Origin of the sequence: Streptomyces sp. NPDC006798 (genome assembly GCF_040635975.1) — a bacterium.
In the GTDB taxonomy this organism is placed as follows: domain Bacteria; phylum Actinomycetota; class Actinomycetes; order Streptomycetales; family Streptomycetaceae; genus Streptomyces.
Map to the genome: position 1 here is coordinate 53,548 of NZ_JBEYIS010000018.1, position 18,257 is coordinate 71,804.

Consider the following 18,257-nt stretch of genomic DNA (forward strand, 5'->3'; position numbering starts at 1 on the left):
GCGGCCCCTGTCGTCGATCGGAGGGATCGGGATGGTGTACGGCTCCGGGGAGTGGCCCGGGCGGAGTCTGCTCGGGGTCGTGTCCGGGGACGCGCGGCGGGAGTTGACGGGGTTGGGGGTCGCCGCGCGGTTCCGGGCCGGGGAGGTCGTGTTGCGGGAGGGGGATCTAGACCGGCATGTCGTGTTGTTGCTGTCCGGGTTCGCGAAGGTGACCGCGCGGGTGGAGAACGGGGAGGAGTCGCTGCTGGCGGTGCGGGTCGGTGGGGAGACCGTCGGGGAGATGGCCGCCATGGACGGGGCTCCCCGGTCGGCGACCGTGACCGCCTGCGGGGTGGTGGAGGCGCGGGTGGTGACGTCGGCGGTGCTGCACGCGCTGCTGGTGCGGCGGCCCGAGGTGCATCTGGCGCTGACCGGGATCGTCGCGGGGCGGCTGCGGTGGGCGAACCGGCGGCGGCTGGACTTCCGGGGGTATCCGGCGAAGGTGCGGCTGGCGCGGTTGCTGGTGGAGCTGGCGACGTCGTACGGGCATCCCGGGGACGGCGGGGACGACGGCGGGATGGTGCTGGGGTGCCGGCTGACGCAGCCGGAGCTGGCGGCCCTCACCGGGGCCGCCGAGACCACCGTGCACAAGGGGTTGCGGGAGTTGCGGGAGGACGGGTTGCTGGAGACCGGGTACGGGTCGACGGTGATCCGGGATCTGGGGCGGCTGCGGGAGATCGGGGATCTGGCGCCCGACGGCTGAGGTGCCGTGAGTGGAGGTCAGGTCAGGATCGGGCGGAGCACCATCAGGGTGCCCGCGCAGCCGCCCATCACCGAGGTGCAGACCACGGTCGCCGTGACCCAGCGGTATTTGCGGACGGCGACCTGGGAGAGGAAGCGGATCGTCTGGGAGAGTTCCAGCCGTTCCCGGCCTGGGGACTCCTCGTCGTCGCGGGCGGGCAGGATGTCGGGGCCCGAGGTGAGATGGACGAAGCTGTAGCGGTTGGCGTTCGTGGGGCGCAGCAGCCGGGGGCGGAGGACGGCCGCCAGGCAGCCCGCCCCGGCGGCCATCGCGCCGAGGAAGACGATCAGCAGCGCCCCGGCGATCAGTCCCTTGGCGCCGCCGTCGGCCGCGGTGCGCAGGGCGGGGGCGCTCCAGGCGCCCGCCGTGCCGACGAGGGCGGCCTGGGCCGCGGCGAGGATGCCCGCCTTGGTGTCGGCGTGCTGGTGCGTGGTGTGGAGGGCGGTGAACATCAGCTGGGCGGGGCGGGTGTCGGGGTGGTTTTCGGGGCGCGTGGCCATGGTGGCGGGGGCGGTTATGGGCGTGACGGGCGGCATCCGGCTCCTCCTGGTGGTGGGGACCCGTTTAGTAGGCCCGAACTCCGGGCGGCCGACCTGGGATTTCTGCGGGATTCGGCGAGACGGGGCCGGGGCCGTCGGCGTACTGGTCCGTAACCCTTCGTACGGCCGGTAGTTTGCGCATCTTTCCGCATCCCGTACTTCGACGGGGTTCACGGGGCGAGGGGCGTGTACGACTGCTCTTACCGGCGCCCGTATGTCGGGGGACATCGGGGGTGCGGGCGCCGGGCCGTACCGGAGCCGTGCCCCGGACCACCGTCCCCGGGGTGCGGCTCCACTTGAGTCAACGGGGAGTTCGAGCATGGGAACGTTCGGTCGCAGGCTGCTGCTGGCCGTCGACGCCAAGGGTTACGGCCGGGTCGACGTGGTGACCCAGCGGCAGTTCCAGGAGGCGATCTCGCGGCTGCTGGCCGAGGCCGCCGCGGCGGCGGGTCTCGCGCGGGAGCGGTGGGAGACGCAGATCGGCGGGGACTCCGTCTTCGCCGTACTGCCCGAGGGGGCGTCCGAGCCCGATCTCGTGGACACCTTCATGCGCTGTCTGGACGCCGGGCTGCGGGAGTTCAACCGCAACCGGGTGCGCGAGGCGTGGCTGCGGCTGCGGGCCGCGGTGCATTTCGGTACGGCGCGGGCCGCCGCCAACGGCTTCGAGGGGCGGGCGCCGGTCGAGATCGGGCGGATGCTCGACAGCGGGCCGCTGCGGAGCGCGCTGGCCTCGGCGCCGGACGCCTGTCTGGCGCTGGCGGTCTCCTCGACCGTCTTCAACGACATGATCGGCGAGGCGTATACGACCATCAGGGCCGGGGACTTCCGTGAGGTCCCGGTGGTGGAGAAGGAGTACGCGGGCCGGATCTGGATCTGGGTGCCGGGGTACGACTCCCGGGCCCTCGACCTCGGCTCCGCCGCCGGGGAGGGGGCGGGGGAAGGGGGCCGGGGCGGCGGCGCTTCGGCGCCCTGTGGTGACAGCGGTGGTGAATCTCCCGGTGCGCGCCCCCCTGGTGCGCCGACTGCTCCCAGGGAACAGGTGGTTCAGGCATTCAACGGAACCGTCCATGCCCAGGGTGCCGTCTTCGGGATCTCGAATCGATCGTGAGCGACTGCCTTGAACGTACGTGGGACACCTGAGAGACCGAGCGACGTGAGAGACCGAGCACAGAGCGCAGAACCGGACGAACAGCCCGAGCGGGGCAAGGCGGCGAACGCGTCGGACACTGCGGACACCGGCAGCCCGGAGCGCCCGCCCGAGAACCCCGAGGCGGTGATATCCGCCGACGAGGGGTCCGGCTCCCCGCCCGAGCCCGAGCCGCCGGAACCGCCCGGACCGCCCGACGGGGCAGGACCGCCCGACGAGGCCGGGCCTTCCGAGCCCCCGGAGCCGCCCGAGCCGTCCGAGCCGTCCGAGCCGTCCGAGCCGCCTGACAAGACTGACAAGACTGCCGAGACCGACCGGCCCGCTGAGACCGCCACGGCGGACGCGGCCGAATCACCCGGTGAGTCCGGGAAGCGCGAGCAGGTCCGGCACAACAACGTCAACCAGTACTTCTACGGCGAGCTGAACGCCTCCCGCGCCCTCTTCGGCATCTCCAGCGCCGACCCCGACAACGCCCGCCGCCGGGCCGTCGGCCGGCTGGGCGCCCGCGAGGCGGACGCGATCATCGCCCCGTACGTGGAACCCTCCGAATGCTTCGACGAGGCGGCGCGCGCCCTGGAACGCGACGGGGTCGTGGTCGTCTTCGGACCGCCCGGTTCGGGCAAGCGGTCCGGTGCCGTGAAGCTCGTCTCCGGGGTCGCCGAACGCGCCGACCTGGTGGTCCTCTCCCCCAGCCGCAGTCTGGACGATCTGGCGAGCGGCCGGGTCCCCTTCGATCCGGGTGTCGGTTACGTCCTGCTGGACTGGACGGGCGAGTCCGCCGGGTCCGACGTCTCGCCCGCCCGGAACACCGGCAACGGCGGCAATGGCGACAACGCCGATTTCGACTGGCGGCGGGTCCGGGACGCGGTCCGCGAGCACGGCGCCCATCTGGTGGTGACCACCGTCCGGAGCCCGGTCGGTGTGGAAGCCGTACGGCATGTGGAGTGGCGGGAGCCCGAACTGCCCGCGGTACTGCGGGTCCGGCTGGTACGGGCCGGGTGCGCCGGGGAGACCGTGGCGGCGGCCGTCGAGCTGATGCCGGAGGGCTGCCGGGTCGCCGAGGTCGCCGAGGCGGCTGAGCGGATCGCCGGGGGCGCGCCGCCCGCCGAGGTGTGGCCGGAGTACGGCAGCGGCGCGGCGCAGCCCGTACGGGACTGGTTCACCGCGGACCGCACCCCGCAGGAGTGGGCGGAGATCACGGCCCTGGCGTTCGTCACCGGAGCCGGTTACCGCGACTTCGAGACCTGTCAGGTGCTGCTGGAGGCCCGGCTGGCGCCGGTCTTCCCGGCGCCGGTGACGGAGGAGGAGCAGGCGGCGGCCGCCCGGCGGGCCGCGGACCGCAGACAGTCGCTGGGCCGGAACGCGCTGGTGCACGTACGGCGGCGGAAGCAGGGCGCGCTGACGCGTACGGCCCTGGTCTTCCCGCAGGCGTCCTACCGGTCGTGGGTGCTGGAGGAGTTGTGGGCGCTGCGGGCGACGCCGTACTGGGACGGGGTACGGGGGTGGCTGACGGACCTGGTGTCGGCCGGGCCGGGTCCGGCGCTCCAGCTCTCGGTCGCCCAGGGGCTCGCCCTGCTCACCCGGCCCGCCTTCGAGGAGGTCGCCGAGAGCTATCTGCGGCCCTGGGCGGCCGGGGCCGCGGGGGCGGGCGGGCGGACGACGGCCGCGCTGGTGCTCCAGTGCATGTGTCTGGACGAGAGTCTGGCGGTGACGGCGCTGGCGATCGCCCGGGACTGGGCCGGTTCGGGCGACATCACGACGCGTACCACGGCCGCCGCGGCCTTCAGCGGGGCGCTGGGGGTCCGGTTCCCCACGGACGCGGTGACGATCCTGCTGCGGCTGGCACAGCAGCGGACCCCGTTGCTCGCCGCGAGCGCCATGCTCGCGACGGCCGGTCTCGTCGCGATCCAGACGGAGTGCGGGGAGGACACCGGCGCCGTCCTGCGGCCGCTGGCGTTCCGGCTCCGCGACCCGGGCCGGAAGCTCTCGTGGGAGAAGCGGACGGCCGTGCTGACGACCGTACTGACCGTGCTGCGGGCCCGGGACACCCGTACCGGGCGGATGGTCTGCGCCCGGGTCCTGGAGCGGGAGCCCCGCCGCACCGAAGTCCTCGGGGAGCTGTGGGCGCGGGTGCTTCAGCACCGGCCCCACCGGGGCGAAGCGCTGCGGGCGCTCGCCGCCGTCCTGCGGGATCTCCCCGCCGTCGCGGCCGAGCCGGGCAAGGCGGCCGACCGGTTCGGCCGGGCCGTCGGAACGGCCCTCGGCCCGGGTGAGCGGACCCGGCTCGTCACGGCCCTGACCCGGGCCGCCACCGGGACCGGTACGGGGACCGGCACCCGCTCCGGAACCGGCACCGGCACGGGGCCCGCCTCCGGCACCGGCACCGGCACCGGCACCGGCACCGGCACGGACGGTCCGGCCGCCGAAGTGATCGACACCTTTCTCACCGCCGTATTGAGCACGGAGGAATGACAGGCATGGCGAAGAACTACCCGCTCGTCTCGCAGCGGGAGTACGGCACACCGGAGAAGCGGGGCGGCTTCCTGCGGCGCCGGGCGACCCGGGACGAAGACGGACTGCCTCTGATCGCCGCCCACCACGTCCGGGTCTTCCGGGTCGGCGAGGAGTACGTCACCGACCACGGGCTGCTGCGCGCCGACGACCCGGTGGTGCTCGGCGCCGCCTCCGTCACCGTCGTCGATCTGCGGGTCGAGACGCCCGTGACGGTGGAGACCCGCGTCCCGTCGGCCGGGACCGCCGAATTCACGGTCAGGACCGTGTTCAGCTGTACGGTGACCGACCCGTGCGCCGTCGTACGCGACGGGGTCACCGATGTCGAGGCGCTGCTCACGGCCCATCTGCGGGAGGTGCCCGGACTCACCGAGGACGGCCGGGACCTGCCGGTCGACGCCTCGGCCGTGCTGCGGGCCAGGATCGACGCCCGGCTGACCGCGTATCACGAGATGCGCCCGGCCGTGGTCTCCGGGATGCGGGTACGGCGCAGCCTCGTCCAGGTCTTCTCGCCGGAGGAGATGACGGCGCTCACCGCCGACATGGAACGGGCCCGGCTGGAGCAGGAACGCGACCTCCAGCGGGAGGAGCTGGACCAGGAAGCCGCCCTCAAACGGGAGGAGCGCAAGGCCAAATTGCAGCTGAAGCGGGAGGAGCTGCGGCGGCTCCAGGCCGATCTGGAGGAGGAGAACCGCCGGGACGAGGAGCTGGACAAGGAGCGCAACCGGCAGGGCCTCGACACCCTGCGTACCCGCTACGAGCGGATCGTCGGCTCCGACGCCCAGGAGCACGAACTGATCCTCAAGGCGCGCGGCAACCGGGCCGCCAGGGCCGAACTGGCCGAGGACGTCCGGCTGATCGACTCCGATCCGGCGGCGGCGGACTTCCTGGCCTGGCAGCAGGGCGACATCAGCGCCGACGAGCTGGCCGGGCGGCTGCGGCAGGCCGAGAAGGAGCGGGCCGAGCGGCGGGAGGAAGTCGTCCGGCTGGACCGGGAGGAGCTGCGGCGCCGGGACGAACTGGACCGCGAGGAACGGCGGTACGGCGTCGAGCGGGACGTCCGCCGCGAGGAGCTGGACCGGGCCGAACGGCAGGAGGAGGCCGCGGCTTTGCGGCAGGAGGAGCAGCGGCAGTGGAATCTGGACCGCGAGGACCGGGTGCTGCGCCGCCAGGAGGACCGCGCGGACGCGGCCGAGCTGCGGCAGGACCGCAGCACCTGGGCCAGGGAGCAGCTCGCGACCCGGGCGGATGTGTTCCGGCGCGCCATCGACCGGGGGCTCTTCGACTCCGTACACGACGCGGACGCCTTCATCAACAGCCTCGGTGACGTCCCCTACGACCAGTCCCCGGCGTCGGGCGGCGACTGGCCCGCCGGGGAGCGGTCCACGGACGGGCGGCCGGTGAACGGGCGGACCGTCGACGGCAGGACCGTGGAAGGGCGGTCGGTCGAAGGGCGGTCGGTGGACGGCCGGGAGACGACCGCCGCCGAACCGAAGGGCGAGCTGGACCAGGGGGCCGCCCGACGGCCCGCCGAGCCGGAGCCGGCGGCCCCCGGCCCGAAGGGCCCCGGCTCCGGCCCCGGCCCCGGCTCCGTGGACGAACCGGACGACGACGGCTGGGACCTGGCCAACCAGGAGGCACACCTTGGCGACTGACACCCCGCTGCGCCCCGTGGCCGACGGGGACTTCGACGACGGCCGGGGCCCCGAGCTGCCCGCGCCGCCCGATCCCGGCCACGGGGCCCGGCTGCGCCGGCTGATCGGCGTGGACGAGCCCCTGCTGGACTGGGTGCCGGAGGAGCGCACCCGCTACACCTGGTACGGCGCGCTGGTGGTCAATACGGCCCTGTTCGGGGCGGTCTCGATGGCCCTGGCCCTGGGCAGCTTCCGGTCGGATCTGCCCTGGGCGGCCGTCGCGCTGGTGGCCGTCATCTGGTTCTGGGCGATCCTGGCGCTGGACGCCTGGCTGGTGTCGAGCACCCATGGCACCGGCGTCAAGAAGTGGACCCTGGCAGTCCGGTTCTTTCTCTCGGTGCTGCTCGGACTCTTCATCGCCGAACCCGTCCTCTTCCAGATCTTCGACAAGGAGATCCGGCAGGAGATCGCCGTCGGCAACGAGCGGAAGGTCGCCGGCTACCGGGGCATGCTGGTCTCCTGCAATCCGACGGACGGCGCCGACACCACCGGGCGCGCCGAGTGCGGCGCGTACCAGCTGAAGGTGCCGGGCTCACCGGCCGAACTGGGCCGGCAGATCGAGCAGACCACCAAACGGGCCGGAACCCTGCGGACCCAGGTCGACGGCCTGAACCGGACCCTCGACGGCAAACTGGCGGCCGAGCAGCGGCTGTGCGGCCCCAAGTACTGGGTGCGGCGCGGCGGCGGCCGGGACGTCTCCGTCACCTGCGAACGGGCCAGGGCCGCCACCTCGGCGTTCCGGGAGACCAGCCGGATCGGGACGTACGAGAGGGAACTGGCCGGACTCGTCGCCGAAGCCCGGGAGCTGGGCGCCCGCAAGGACCGGGCCGCCGACGGCTACCGGCCCGCGCTCCAGCGGGCCGTCGACGCCAAGACCGAGCGGCGGGCGGCGGACCTCGACACGGACGGCATCCTCACCCGGGCCCACGGCCTCAAGGAGGTGGCGGCCTCCGACGGCTTCGCCCTCTTCCTCACCGTGGTGCTGCATCTGCTGCTGCTGGCGCTGGACGCGATGCCGGTCCTGGCGAAGGTGCTCGGCGGCTCCACCACGTACGACACCCTGCTCGGCGCCCGGTACGCGGCGAGCCGCCGCAGGCACACCGAGGAGCTTCAGGTCCAGCTCGACTGCGCCCGGCTCGAACACGAGGTGCGCCGCCACCGCTCGGAGCAGGACGCGGCCGACCGCAAGGACCGCACCGAGCGCGAGTACCAGCGGGCCCGTTCGGAACGCGCGGCGGAAGAACGGGAGGAGCTGGACGCCCGTACGGAACGCCTGCTGCGGGCGCGGGGGGTGGGCGTGTAGGAGGCCCCGGAGGGCCTTGTCCCTCCGGGGCGCCGCCCTGTGAGAAGTGCCGGCCCTTTCAAAGGCCGAGAGCAGGAGCAACCAGGGGGCGGAACCGCGCGACAAGCCACCCACGGCCCGCAGGCCGCAAACGAGATTCAGCCGCCGGGCGCGAGGCGGAAATCAGGGCGAAGCCGCGTCGAGGGCGTTGTAGATCGTGGAGCGGGAGACGCCGAGCAGTGTCGCCAGCGTCGATGTGGCGTGTTTGAGGTCGAGATAGCCCTCGGCCCGCAGGGTGCGGACCAGTTCGCGGCGGGCCGCCGGGGGGAGTTCGCGGGGCGTGAGGCCGTGTTCGGCGGCGAGCTGGGCGGCGGCGGAGCGCAGGGTGTCGAGGGTCCGGGGCGCGAGTGTCTCGGGTACCGGCGCGTCGGCGGTGGTGGCGGTGAGGCGGGTGAGGGCCGTGGTGACCCGGTCGAGTACGGAGACGTCGAGGTTGAGGCAGAGCGCGCCGATGTAGTCGCCGTGCGCGTTGCGGATTCCGATGGAGGTGCTTTTCAGCGGGCGGCCGTCGGGGAGGTGGTTGGCGTAGTTCTGGACGACGTCGGGGAATCCGGGGTCCGCCGCCCGGGCCAGGCCGAGTTCGGTGGCCGGGTCGCCGGGGGCGCGGCCGGAGAGGGGGTTCTCGACGGTACGGATCGCGTGCTCCGGGTCGCGCAGATCGTGCAGGACCACTTCGCACAGGCCGGGGAACATCCGGCCGACCGCGGTGGCGATCTTCTCGGCCTCGCGGAGCAGATGCTCGTCCGCGGTGGCCGTCGAGGGTTCGGGGGTACGGGTCATCCGGTGATACTCGCCATCGCCGCGTCCGTCTTGAGGCCCGAGCCGGTGAGCAGGACGACCGTCGTCTGCCCCGGGGCGATCAGCCCCCGGCGGGCGAAGGCGGTGACCGCGGCCGCCGCTCCGGCGCTGGTGGGTTCCGCGTAGAGCCCCTTGCGGGCGAGTCCCCGTACGGCTTCCTCGATCGCGGGCTCGGGGATCGCGGCGAAGTCGCCGCCGGAGGCGCGGACCGCGCGCAGGACCTCCGGCAGGCGGACCGGGTGCCGGATGGCGGTGCCCTCGGCGATCGTCGGGGCGGTGTCGACGGGGACCTCGGTCTCCGCTCCGGCGCGGAACGCCGCGTGGAGCGGGGCGCAGTTGGCGGGCTGGGCGACCAGCAGCCGGGGCGGGCGGGCGATGCGTCCGGCGGCGTGGAGTTCGCCGAAGCCGAGGGCGCAGCCGAGTACGGTACTGCCCGCGCCCGCGACGGTGACCACGTTGTCGGGTGCGCGGAAGCCGAGGTCCTCCCAGATCTCGTAGGCGAGGGTCTTGGTGCCCTGGAGGAAGAACGGGTGCCAGTTGTGGCTGGCGTAGACCGTGCCCGTCCCGGCCCGGCGCAGGGCTTCGGCGGCGGTGGCTTCGCGGTCGCCGGGGATCTCCTCGACTTCGGCGCCGTATGCCCTGGCCTGGAGGATTTTGGCGGGTGAGGTGTGGGCGGGGACGAGGATCCGGGCCCGGATCCCGGCGGCGGCGCAGTACGCGGCGACGGACGCGCCGCCGTTGCCGGAGCTGTCCTCGATCACCTCGGTGACGCCGTGGTGGGCGAGGAAGGAGATCATCAGGCTGGTGCCGCGGTCCTTGAAGCTGCCCGTGGGGTTGAACCACTCGGGTTTGAAGGCGACCGGTACGCCGTCCCATTCGCCGTCGAGCAGCGGGGTGGCGCCCTCGCCGAGGGTGACGGGGGCCAGCGGTACGGGGAACGCGGCCCGGTAGCGCCACAGGGACCGGCGGGCGGTGTCCACGTCGACGGGGGCGAGTCCGGGCCCGGGGCCGATGGTGAGCGGTGCGCCGTCGTCGCCGCGCCAGCGGTCCGGGCCGGTCAACGGGTAGCTGCGGCCGGAGCGTTCGTCGCGGTAGGCCGGAGTCGTCGTGGTGGACATGGTGGACAGAATTTCCAGATCTGGAATATCTGTCAAGGGTGTGGCTGGTTCGCGCGGGTGTTCCCGGTGGCCGGTCCCCCGTGGTCCGGCCGTACCGCTCCGGGAACTCCGCGCCCCGTTCAGCCCCGGGCGGCCCCGCCCGTCCCGGCGGCGGGCAGGGGTGCCGCCGCCGGGGGGAGGAGCCGGGTTCCGGGGGCGTACGGGCCCCCGGCCGATGACGTGACGGTCGTCACCGGCCGATCACCCGTCCCCTGGCCTGCTTGAGGATCTCCCCCGGCGCGATGCCCAGGGACCGGTTGAGCCGGTTGCGCATGTGCTCGTAGACGTCGAGTGCCGCGACCCGCATCCCGGCCGCCGTCAGGGCGTCCATCAGCAGGGCGTGCGACGACTCGTTGAAGTGGTCCTCCTCGCAGGCGCGGCGGGCCGCGACGATGGCCTCCCTCGGCAGCCGGGCCTCCAGCGCCGCCCTGGCCAGGTCCTGGAGATGGCCGGTGTGCTCCAGCATCAGGGACTGCTGGGCCTGGTGGTCGACGCACTCCGGCGCCACGCCCTCCAGCAGCCTGCCGCGCCACAGGACATGGGCCTGCTGGAGGTGGCGCAGCCGCCGCAGCGGGTCGGCGATCCGCCGGGACCGTTCGGCGGCGTGCCGGAAGCGGGCCAGGTCGGTGGGCATCTCCCCGCCGGTCAGTACGTATCCGGAGGGCTGGGTGACGACTCCGAGTCCGCCGTCGGTGGCGTTCTGGAGCCAGGACCGCAGCCGGTGGGCGCCGGTGTGCAGGCACTGCCGGGCCTGGGCGGGCGTCCGGTCGGGCCAGAGCCGGGTGGCGAAGGTGTCGGCGTTGACCGGATGGGGGTGGGCCAGCGCCAGGCTGCCGAGCAGGGCGCGGACCACGGAACCCGACGGCGCGGTCGAGCCGCCGGGGCCGATCAGCACCACGGGCCCGAGGATGCCGACGCTGTGGACCGAGCCGCCGCCACCGCAGTCGGGGACACCGGCCGGGTCGGTGATGGCGGGGTCCGGGAGCGGGGCGGGCGGCGGGGTGACGGCGGTGTGGCGTTCGGCGGCGGCCGGCCCGGGTGGTACGGGTGACCGGTGGAGGGCGCCCGCGTCGTACGGCGCGGCCGAGGCGCCCCGTGCGCCCGGACGGCTGTCGGGCCGCCCCGGGTCGCGGGTCCCCGGATCACGGGTCCCCGGGTCGCGTGGTGACCTGAGGCCGGGACGCGGGCCGGTCGCCGGTTCGTCGGTGACGGCCGGCCAACCGTGGCTCTGGTCGAGGAGCCCCGGGTCGATGGCACCGGCTCTCTGCATGGTGGAACCCCGATTCGTCGTTGGTCGGATGACACGTGGGTCCGGCGGCTGGGTCGTGTCCCGGGCCGTCTCCGGCGGAGTCCGTCCGTCCGGCGGGGGGACGGACGGATCCGCCGAGGACGGTGCGAGAGTCCCTAGCGGAGCAGCACGGTGCTGCCCTCGTAGGGGAGGACCTCTCCGATGACGGGATGACCTGACAGCTCTCCGGCCAAAAGAAGGCCGCCCGAGGTCTGTGCGTCCGCCAGCAGCAGCGTCGTCTCCTCGTCCGCCGCGCCCACGTCGGCGTGGGGCGCCACCCAGGCGAGGTTGCGGCGGCTGCCGCCGCTGATGTGGCCCGCGGCGGCGGCCCGGCGGGCGGCTTCGATGACCGGGACCCGCGCGGTGTCGATGGCGACGGTGACGCCGGAGGCGCGGGCCATCCGGTGGGCGTGGCCGAGGAGTCCGAAGCCGGTGACGTCGGTTCCGGCCCGGATCCCGGCGGCGAGCGCGGCGGCGGACGCGTCCCGGTTGAGGGTGGTCATCACCTCGATCGCCTCGGGGAAGACCTCACCGGTCTTCTTGTGGAGGGTGTTGAGGACTCCGACGCCCAGCGGTTTGGTGAGGGTGAGGGGGGTGCCGGGTTCGGCCCGGTCGACGGTGATCAGCCGCTCCGGGTCGGCGGTCCCGGTGACGGCCATGCCGTACAGCGGTTCGGCCGCCTCGACGCTGTGGCCGCCCGCGACGGGGCAGCCCGCGGCCCGGGCGGCGTCGAGTCCGCCGCGGAGCACCTCGCGGGCGATCTCCAGTGGCAGCGTCTCGCGCGGCCAGGCCAGGAGGTTGATCGCCATCACCGGCGTCCCGCCCATCGCGTATACGTCGGAGAGCGCGTTGGTGGCGGCGATCCGGCCCCAGGTGCAGGGGTCGTCGACGACGGGGGTGAAGAAGTCGGCGGTGGAGATCACGGCGAGCGACGGGCCGACCCGGACGACGGCCGCGTCGTCGCCGTGCTCGGGGCCGACGAGGAGCCGGGGGGTGAGGGGGGCGAGCGGTGCGCCCGGGGCGGACGGGGCAGGGAGAGGGGACGGGGAATCGGACGGCGAACCGGCCGCCGCGTCGGTCAGCCCGCTGAGTAAGGTCTCCAGTTCCCCGGGCGGGATCTTGCAGGCACAGCCGCCTCCCCGCCCGTACTGGGTCATCCTCAAGCCGTTCACACGCGTTTCTCCCTTGTGGGGCGCAAGGTGCGCAGGTCGTCCGGGCCGCGCCGGGTGATCCCGGCACGGTCGAGGTGCTCGATAAGAGGGAGGGCAATACGGCGGGGTACGTTCCACCTGATCCGGGCCTCGGATACCGTGAACGGCCGTCCGGTCAGCGGTGCGAGGGCGCGGGCGGCGGATTCGGGGGTTCCGGCGGCGACGTACACGGTCTCGGAGAGCCTGACCAGGCGGCCCGACTGGACGGCCAGGGCCAGATCGCGGCGGCCGACGCCGAGGGCGATCAGTTCGGCCGGGGTCGGTGCCTTGAACTCTCCTTCTTCCAGACCGGTTTCCAGGGCTTCGACCAGTCGGCGGGCGGCGGCCGGGAGGGGGTCGGCGCGGTCGGCGGGGACGACCCGGCCCGCCCGCAGCACCCGTTCCTTCGGCAACAGGGGTGCCAGGAGCGCCCGGTCGGGCAGTCCGAGCCGCCGGACGAGGCCGTCCGCGTCGACGGGTTCGCCGTCGGCGGTGGCGGCGGTGACGGCGGCGGCGATCCGGGCCCGTTCGGCGGGGGCGACCAGCCAGTCGCCCGCGACGGGTTCGGCGGCCGTACAGTCCACGCCCGCCCGGCGCAGGGTCCCGGTGCGGACGAAGCCCCGGGCGGCGGTCTCGTGGCCGAGGTCGGCGGTGCCGGGGTGACCGGTCAACGCGTCGGCCCGGCGCCCTCCGGCCCGGCGCGGCCCGACGTACGGCGGTACGGGGTCGAGGACCAGCGCGCTGCCGACGACCCGGCGGTGTTCGGTGACGACGGCCCGGTCGCCGATCCGCAGCGGCAGCGGCCGTTCGAGGACGAGCCGGGCGATGCCCCGGCCGAAGCGGCGGACGGCGGCCGGTACGGCGGCGGAGCCGAGGTGCACGGTCAGCCGGGCGGGGATCCGGCGCAGTACGGCCCCGGCGAGCCGGACGTCGGCGGTGTCGGTGAGCGCGTACGTGCCCGGGGCGCAGAGCGCCGTACCGCGCAGTCCGCCGCGCGGCGGCTCGCCCCGGAGTTTGACGGCGACCCGGGCGGTCCCGGTGGAGCGGTCGGCGGTCCGGCCGAGTTCCTCGACGCCCCGGACCGTCAGAGGCGCCTGGTCCGGGCCGGTTTCGAGGACGTCGCCCCGGGCGATGGTGCCGTCCCGCAGGGTGCCGGTGACGACGAGGCCGTGGCCGGGGAGGGTGAAGGCGCGGTCGGCCCAGAGCCGGACCGGCGCCCCGGGGTCGGGTGCGGGCAGCCGGTCGCGGAGTCCGGCGACGGCGGTACGGAGCCGGTCCGTACCGTCGCCGGTACGGGCGCTGACCGCGACGGCGGGCAGCCCGGCGAGGCCGGTACCGGCGAGCGCGGCCCTGGCCCGCGCCAACGCGGGTGCCGGGTCGGCGAGATCGGTCCGGGTGACGACCAGGACGCCGTCGCGGACGCCGAGCGCGTCGAGTGCGGTGGCGTGCTCCTGGGACTGCGGCATCCAGCCGCCGTCGGCGGCGACGGCGAACAGGACGGCGGGCGCGGGCCCGGCGCCCGCGAGCATGGTCCCGAGGAAACGTTCGTGCCCGGGTACGTCGACGAACGCGACCCGCTCGTCGGCGGCAGGCGGCGCGCCGGGACCGGCGGGGATGTCCGTCCAGACGAAACCGAGGTCGATGGAGAGACCACGCCGCCGCTCCTCCTCGGTACGGTCCGGCTCCATCCCGGTCAGGGCGCGCAGCAGCGTCGACTTGCCGTGGTCGACATGGCCCGCGGTGACCACGACCATCATCGGGCGGCTCCGGCGGCGCGCCGGGCGGGCACCGGGGCCGGGGGGTCGTCCGGGTCCGGGTCCGGGTGGGACGCGGGGGCGAGGGCGAGGGCGTCAGCGGCGTCGCGTACGGCACCGGACGCGACCCCGCCCGGCTCCGGCGGGGGCGTGTCCCGCGAATGCCGTACGGCGGCGGACGCGTCGGGCCCAGAACGGGCGGCGGACGCCTCGGGGACGGGCGGAGCGGCCCGGACCCGTACCGCCTGGACCCGTACCGCCTCGGCCGCGCCGACGGGGGCCACCCGGGCCGCCTCGGCCGGGCCGCCCGCGTACCGCCCCCGGGCCGACAGCACCGCCTCCGCCACCGTCTCGTCGTCCTCGTCCGGGACCGAGCGCAGATCGAGCAGGGCCCGGTCCTGGTGGACCCGGGCCAGGACGGGGGTCGTTCCGGTCCTGAGCAGGGGCGCGAGGCCGGCCGGGACGGTGAGGGCGGCGGACGGCAGGGTGACCCCGGGCGCGCCGCCGCCGCCGACGACCGACTCCGACGCCTCGGTCCCGGCGTCGACCCCGGCCGCTCGCAGCCGCCGGGCCAGCGCGTCGGCTCGGGCGGCGAGTTCGGGCAGCGGCCGGGTCAGGGCGGTCGCCAGCGGGGTCGCGGGGCCGCGCAGGGTGGCCTCCAGGGCGGCCAGGGTCAGCTTCCCGGTCCGCAGGGCGCGGGCGAGGGGGTGGCGGCGCAGCCGGGCGACGAGTTCGGCGTCGCCGAGCAGCAGCCCCGCCTGGGGTCCGCCGAGGAGCTTGTCGCCGCTCGCGGTGACCAGGGCGGCGCCCCGGGCGATGACCGTGGTGGCGTCGGGTTCGTCGGGGAGCAGCGGATGCGGGGCGAGGAGTCCGGAGCCGATGTCGACCACGAGGGGGCGGCCGAGTCCGGCGAGCGCGTCGACCGGCGGCGTACTGACGTAGCCGGTCATCAGGAAGTTGGAGGGGTGGACCTGGAGCAGGAAGGCGGTGTCGTCGGTGATGGCGCGGGCGTAGTCGTCGACGGTGGTTCGATTGGTCGTACCAACTTCCCTCAGCCGCGCCCCGGTGCTCTCCAGCAGCTCCGGCAGCCGGAACCCGTCGCCGATCTCGACGAGTTCGCCCCGGCTGACCACGATCTCCCGGCCCGGGCCCGCGAGGGCGGTGGCGGCGAGGACGAGCGCGGCGGCGTTGTTGTTGACGACATGGACGTCACCGGCGGCCGGGACAGCGGCCCGCAGCGCGTCGAGCGCGCCCCGGCCGCGCGCTCCGCGCCGGTTGGCGCCGAGGTCGAGTTCCAGGTCGGAGGTGCCCGCGAGATGGGCGACCGCGTCGACGGCGGCCCGGGAGAGCGGGGCCCGGCCGAGATTCGTATGGACCAGGACCCCGGTGGCGTTGACCACCCGGCGGTGGCGGGTGGGCGCGGGCGGCAGCCGGGCGACGGCCTCGGCGATCGCGTCACCGACCGTGCCGGCGGCGGTACGGTGCGCGGACCCGGCGGCCGGGGAATCCGTACGCGCCCCGGAACCCGGATCCGGCTCCGGACCGCTACCCGGAACGTTCGCGTCCCGTAATGTCCGCTGGATCTCGCGGGCGGCCTCGCGGACCTCCGCCGTACCGAGGGCGGCGACCGCGGACCGCAGCCGCGGATCCTCCATGATCTCCCGCACCGACGGTATGCGCCCGGGGGCGCCGGACTTCCTCATGTCACTCCTGACGCGGACCCGGGCCGCAGGCGGCGGTATGCGGACGAACGGCTGGGACGGAGGTGGACGGGAGTCGAACCCGCTGACGCGTAAGGGACAACGTCCACCGGTTTTGAAGACCGGGACCGGCACCGGCCGGCGGACACCTCCGGACAAGATCTTCCAAGCCGGGCTCTGGTCTGTCAACGAACGCAAACATGGAAAACGCGCACGTCAGAGGGGTGTGAGCGGGGTGTAAGCCGAGGGTCAGGCACCCGTCGGCAGATGGCCAGCGGCAGCCCATCCGGCGGCCAGATCCGGCTCGGCGTCACGGAAGTTCCGCAGGAGCCGCACGCCAGCGCCACGCGACGCACATCGCAACTCCTCCGCAGTGTGCGGCCAGGTATCAGCCAGAAGCCGGACAGAAGGGGTTTCTACGGTGTCTTCCGGGCGAGCCTCCCCGGCCGTCGGCGGCCCTGTCGTGTCCGTCGGCGGCCCGGGGTCCCGTACGCCCGGCACAGGCCGTACATCCACCACCGAGTCCTGGAGGTCTCATGCAGGCCACGACGCAGACCGCGAAGGCACTGGCGCCCAACGGGCGCTGGGTGTCCTTCGCCTGCCGCGCCCGCTCCGTGCAGGCGGACTGGTTCTGGCACTTCCGCCTCACCGGCCCGTCCCTGGGCGTCGGCGTCAGTATCACCGACCGCGGCTACCCGGCCGGGCTGATCGAGGTCCACAAGTCCCGGGTCGTCCAGCAGGTCACCTACGACGGCCGTCCGCTCCAGCTCCTCACCAACGCCGACGGCAGCGGCTGGCAGGGCATCTGGACCGGCCCCCACCACTGTCTGATCATGGAGTTCTCCGGCAGCAAGGTCGACGCGGGCGCGGTGACGCAGGTCCTGGACCGGCTCACCCTCTCCGACACCAGGGCCGGGCTCGTCGTCACGCCGCGCAGCCGGGACCTGAAGACCTGGAGCATGTACGGGGTCAAATTCACCTCGGGCGGCTCGGTCACCATCTACCCCGCCGAGGACGCCACCGCCCTCGTCCCGGAGAGCACCGGCAAGACCGTGGAGAAGGGCCAGGTCTGGGTGAAGACCATGGGCATCGCGGGCGTCACCCGGGGCCGCAAGTACCTGCACGCCGGACCCAAGGCCGTCTGCCTGGTGGACGACGACGCCTCCGCAGGCATCGGCGTCTCGGGCGCCGACCAGGAGGAGCTGCTCAAGTCGCTCGACGTCCGCTGGGGAGCGTGACGGGTGCAGAGCCTGTTGTGGGCCCTTCTCGTCCTCGCCTGGACCGCGATCGCGTTCCTGGTCTTCGGCTATGCCGGGCTCGTCACCAAGATCCGCGCGCTGGAGGCGGGCGGCGGTTCGGCCGCGCCCGACGAACGCGGCAGCCGGTGGCCGGACCTGGCGGCCCCGGACGCGGCACACCGCACCTTCGCCCTGGTCCTCTCCTCCACCTGCCCCACCTGTGAGGAGGTCGCCCCCGCCTGGTCGGGGCTGCGGCGCGAACTCGGCGGCGCGGGGCACCGTACGGTCCTGATCGACATCGACAACTCGGGCCGCTGGAGCGGCTCCGGAGCCGGCGAGATCCTGCCGGGCCCGGGGCTCTCCTCGCCGCTGCTGCTGGCGTACCAGCCGGCCCTGCTGGTCCTCGACGCGGACGGCGCGATGCTGTCGGCGGAGCCCGTGGGTTCGGCGGAATCCCTGGCCGCCCTCACCGAGGAGTACACCGGCGGCACCACCCGGCCGTCCACCACCTCCACCCTCACGACGGGAGTCGCGTGATGAGCAATGCCTTCCTCCAGTCCATTCCCGAGGTGACCGTCACCCCCACCTCGGGCGACATCCGCTCCACCTCCGCCACGCCGGAGGCGCCGCGCCCCGCGAAGACCGGCGGCTTCCAGCGCCGTACGTTCCTGCGGACGACGATGGCGGGCGCCGCGACGCTGGCCGTCACCGGGCTCGGCTGGGTCGGCGGCGGCTCCGCCTACGCCTTCAGCCGCACCTCGCGCCACCCCGCGCACTGCATGAGCGTCGACGTGCCCGGCGACACCCCGTGTTGGGGCCGCCAGTACATCAGCTCGGTGTACTGCGCCTCCGACGGCTACCACCGCACCGACACCGAGACCCACCAGTACTGGACCCGCAAGTACGGCTGGGAGGCGGCCTGCGGCGGCTACGCGGGCTGGTACTGGCGGATGGCGAACGGCCGGACCGTGCACTGCTGGGACGGCTACTTCGAGGACATCAAGCTGGAGGGCTCGCGGACCCGCTTCACCACGAGCTGCAAGAGCGGCTGACGCACGGCCGGACGGCCCGCGGCTCGACGGCAACCGGCCGAAGGGCAACGGTCACCGGCCGAAGGC

14 protein-coding genes, 1 tRNA gene and 1 pseudogene are annotated in these 18,257 nt (G+C 74.4%); 8 read left to right on the forward strand and 8 right to left on the reverse strand.

Annotated features, from left to right (window positions below):
• Positions 1 to 31: 31 nt before the first annotated feature.
• Positions 32 to 742 carry a Crp/Fnr family transcriptional regulator gene (locus ABZ714_RS14860; RefSeq protein WP_358825603.1) on the forward strand — a complete coding sequence of 237 codons (711 nt, stop codon included), beginning with the start codon at positions 32 to 34 and terminating at the stop codon, positions 740 to 742.
• 17 nt (positions 743 to 759) lie between these two features.
• On the opposite strand, the gene ABZ714_RS14865 is transcribed toward ABZ714_RS14860, so the two are convergent.
• Positions 760 to 1,317 (reverse strand): Pycsar system effector family protein, encoded by a 558-nt coding sequence (locus ABZ714_RS14865; RefSeq protein ID WP_358825604.1) that lies wholly within the window; start codon positions 1,315 to 1,317, stop codon positions 760 to 762.
• A 322-nt stretch (positions 1,318 to 1,639) separates the two neighbouring features.
• Between ABZ714_RS14865 and ABZ714_RS14870 the strand changes: the two genes are divergently transcribed.
• Genes ABZ714_RS14870 through ABZ714_RS14885 form a run of 4 tightly spaced genes read left to right on the forward strand, consistent with a single transcriptional unit; the run spans position 1,640 to position 7,975 of the window.
• Positions 1,640 to 2,428, forward strand: coding sequence for a hypothetical protein (locus ABZ714_RS14870; RefSeq protein WP_358825605.1), 789 nt, complete (start codon positions 1,640 to 1,642; stop codon positions 2,426 to 2,428).
• 45 nt (positions 2,429 to 2,473) lie between these two features.
• Positions 2,474 to 4,939, forward strand: a complete 2,466-nt coding sequence (locus tag ABZ714_RS14875) for a hypothetical protein (protein WP_358825606.1) — start codon at positions 2,474 to 2,476, stop codon at positions 4,937 to 4,939.
• A gap of 5 nt (positions 4,940 to 4,944) precedes the next feature.
• Positions 4,945 to 6,633 (forward strand): hypothetical protein, encoded by a 1,689-nt coding sequence (locus ABZ714_RS14880; protein WP_358825607.1) that lies wholly within the window; start codon positions 4,945 to 4,947, stop codon positions 6,631 to 6,633.
• Complete coding sequence (locus ABZ714_RS14885) at positions 6,623 to 7,975, forward strand: DUF4407 domain-containing protein (RefSeq protein ID WP_358825608.1); 1,353 nt, start codon at positions 6,623 to 6,625, stop codon at positions 7,973 to 7,975. The genes ABZ714_RS14880 and ABZ714_RS14885 overlap by 11 nt, the downstream gene beginning before the upstream one ends.
• 162 nt (positions 7,976 to 8,137) lie before the next feature.
• Here the strand turns inward: ABZ714_RS14885 and ABZ714_RS14890 are convergent, their stop codons facing one another.
• From ABZ714_RS14890 to ABZ714_RS14920, 7 genes and pseudogenes are all read right to left on the reverse strand, one after another.
• Positions 8,138 to 8,794, reverse strand: coding sequence for a PAS domain-containing protein (locus tag ABZ714_RS14890; RefSeq protein ID WP_358825609.1), 657 nt, complete (start codon positions 8,792 to 8,794; stop codon positions 8,138 to 8,140).
• Entirely contained in the window at positions 8,791 to 9,930 is a 1,140-nt protein-coding gene (locus tag ABZ714_RS14895; protein WP_358825610.1) for a pyridoxal-phosphate dependent enzyme, read from the reverse strand. The genes ABZ714_RS14890 and ABZ714_RS14895 overlap by 4 nt, the downstream gene beginning before the upstream one ends.
• A 229-nt stretch (positions 9,931 to 10,159) precedes the next feature.
• Complete coding sequence (locus ABZ714_RS14900) at positions 10,160 to 11,239, reverse strand: BTAD domain-containing putative transcriptional regulator (RefSeq protein WP_358825611.1); 1,080 nt, start codon at positions 11,237 to 11,239, stop codon at positions 10,160 to 10,162.
• 134 nt (positions 11,240 to 11,373) lie between these two features.
• Positions 11,374 to 12,429, reverse strand: coding sequence for a selenide, water dikinase SelD (gene selD, locus ABZ714_RS14905; RefSeq protein WP_358825612.1), 1,056 nt, complete (start codon positions 12,427 to 12,429; stop codon positions 11,374 to 11,376).
• Positions 12,426 to 14,204 (reverse strand): SelB C-terminal domain-containing protein, encoded by a 1,779-nt coding sequence (locus ABZ714_RS14910; RefSeq protein WP_358825613.1) that lies wholly within the window; start codon positions 14,202 to 14,204, stop codon positions 12,426 to 12,428. The genes selD and ABZ714_RS14910 overlap by 4 nt, the downstream gene beginning before the upstream one ends.
• 317 nt (positions 14,205 to 14,521) lie before the next feature.
• Positions 14,522 to 15,904: pseudogene (gene selA / locus ABZ714_RS14915) on the reverse strand (L-seryl-tRNA(Sec) selenium transferase); the annotation flags it as partial.
• 57 nt (positions 15,905 to 15,961) lie between these two features.
• Positions 15,962 to 16,054 (reverse strand) — tRNA-Sec (locus ABZ714_RS14920).
• 383 nt (positions 16,055 to 16,437) lie between these two features.
• Here ABZ714_RS14920 and ABZ714_RS14925 point away from each other — a divergent pair.
• From ABZ714_RS14925 to ABZ714_RS14935, 3 genes are read left to right on the forward strand one after another with little or no spacing between them, the layout of a single operon-like run.
• Positions 16,438 to 17,139 carry a hypothetical protein gene (locus tag ABZ714_RS14925; RefSeq protein WP_358825614.1) on the forward strand — a complete coding sequence of 234 codons (702 nt, stop codon included), beginning with the start codon at positions 16,438 to 16,440 and terminating at the stop codon, positions 17,137 to 17,139.
• 3 nt (positions 17,140 to 17,142) lie between these two features.
• Entirely contained in the window at positions 17,143 to 17,676 is a 534-nt protein-coding gene (locus tag ABZ714_RS14930) for a hypothetical protein (protein ID WP_358825615.1), read from the forward strand.
• The gene (locus ABZ714_RS14935) at positions 17,676 to 18,191 is read left to right on the forward strand and encodes a hypothetical protein (protein WP_358825616.1); all 516 of its coding nucleotides are present in this window, start codon (positions 17,676 to 17,678) and stop codon (positions 18,189 to 18,191) included. Before ABZ714_RS14930 ends, ABZ714_RS14935 begins: the two co-directional genes overlap by 1 nt.
• Positions 18,192 to 18,257: the final 66 nt, after the last annotated feature.

Bases quoted from the DNA above. Each gene is read 5' to 3' on its own strand.
- ABZ714_RS14890 (WP_358825609.1), bottom strand. From the start codon at position 8,794: ATGACCCGTACCCCCGAACCCTCGACGGCCACCGCGGACGAGCATCTG.
- ABZ714_RS14910 (WP_358825613.1), bottom strand. From the start codon at position 14,204: ATGATGGTCGTGGTCACCGCGGGCCATGTCGACCACGGCAAGTCGACG.
- ABZ714_RS14925 (WP_358825614.1), top strand. From the start codon at position 16,438: ATGCAGGCCACGACGCAGACCGCGAAGGCACTGGCGCCCAACGGGCGC.
- ABZ714_RS14860 (WP_358825603.1), top strand. From the start codon at position 32: ATGGTGTACGGCTCCGGGGAGTGGCCCGGGCGGAGTCTGCTCGGGGTC.
- ABZ714_RS14870 (WP_358825605.1), top strand. From the start codon at position 1,640: ATGGGAACGTTCGGTCGCAGGCTGCTGCTGGCCGTCGACGCCAAGGGT.
- ABZ714_RS14865 (WP_358825604.1), bottom strand. From the start codon at position 1,317: ATGCCGCCCGTCACGCCCATAACCGCCCCCGCCACCATGGCCACGCGC.
- ABZ714_RS14880 (WP_358825607.1), top strand. From the start codon at position 4,945: ATGGCGAAGAACTACCCGCTCGTCTCGCAGCGGGAGTACGGCACACCG.
- ABZ714_RS14895 (WP_358825610.1), bottom strand. From the start codon at position 9,930: ATGTCCACCACGACGACTCCGGCCTACCGCGACGAACGCTCCGGCCGC.
- ABZ714_RS14935 (WP_358825616.1), top strand. From the start codon at position 17,676: ATGAGCAATGCCTTCCTCCAGTCCATTCCCGAGGTGACCGTCACCCCC.
- ABZ714_RS14900 (WP_358825611.1), bottom strand. From the start codon at position 11,239: ATGCAGAGAGCCGGTGCCATCGACCCGGGGCTCCTCGACCAGAGCCAC.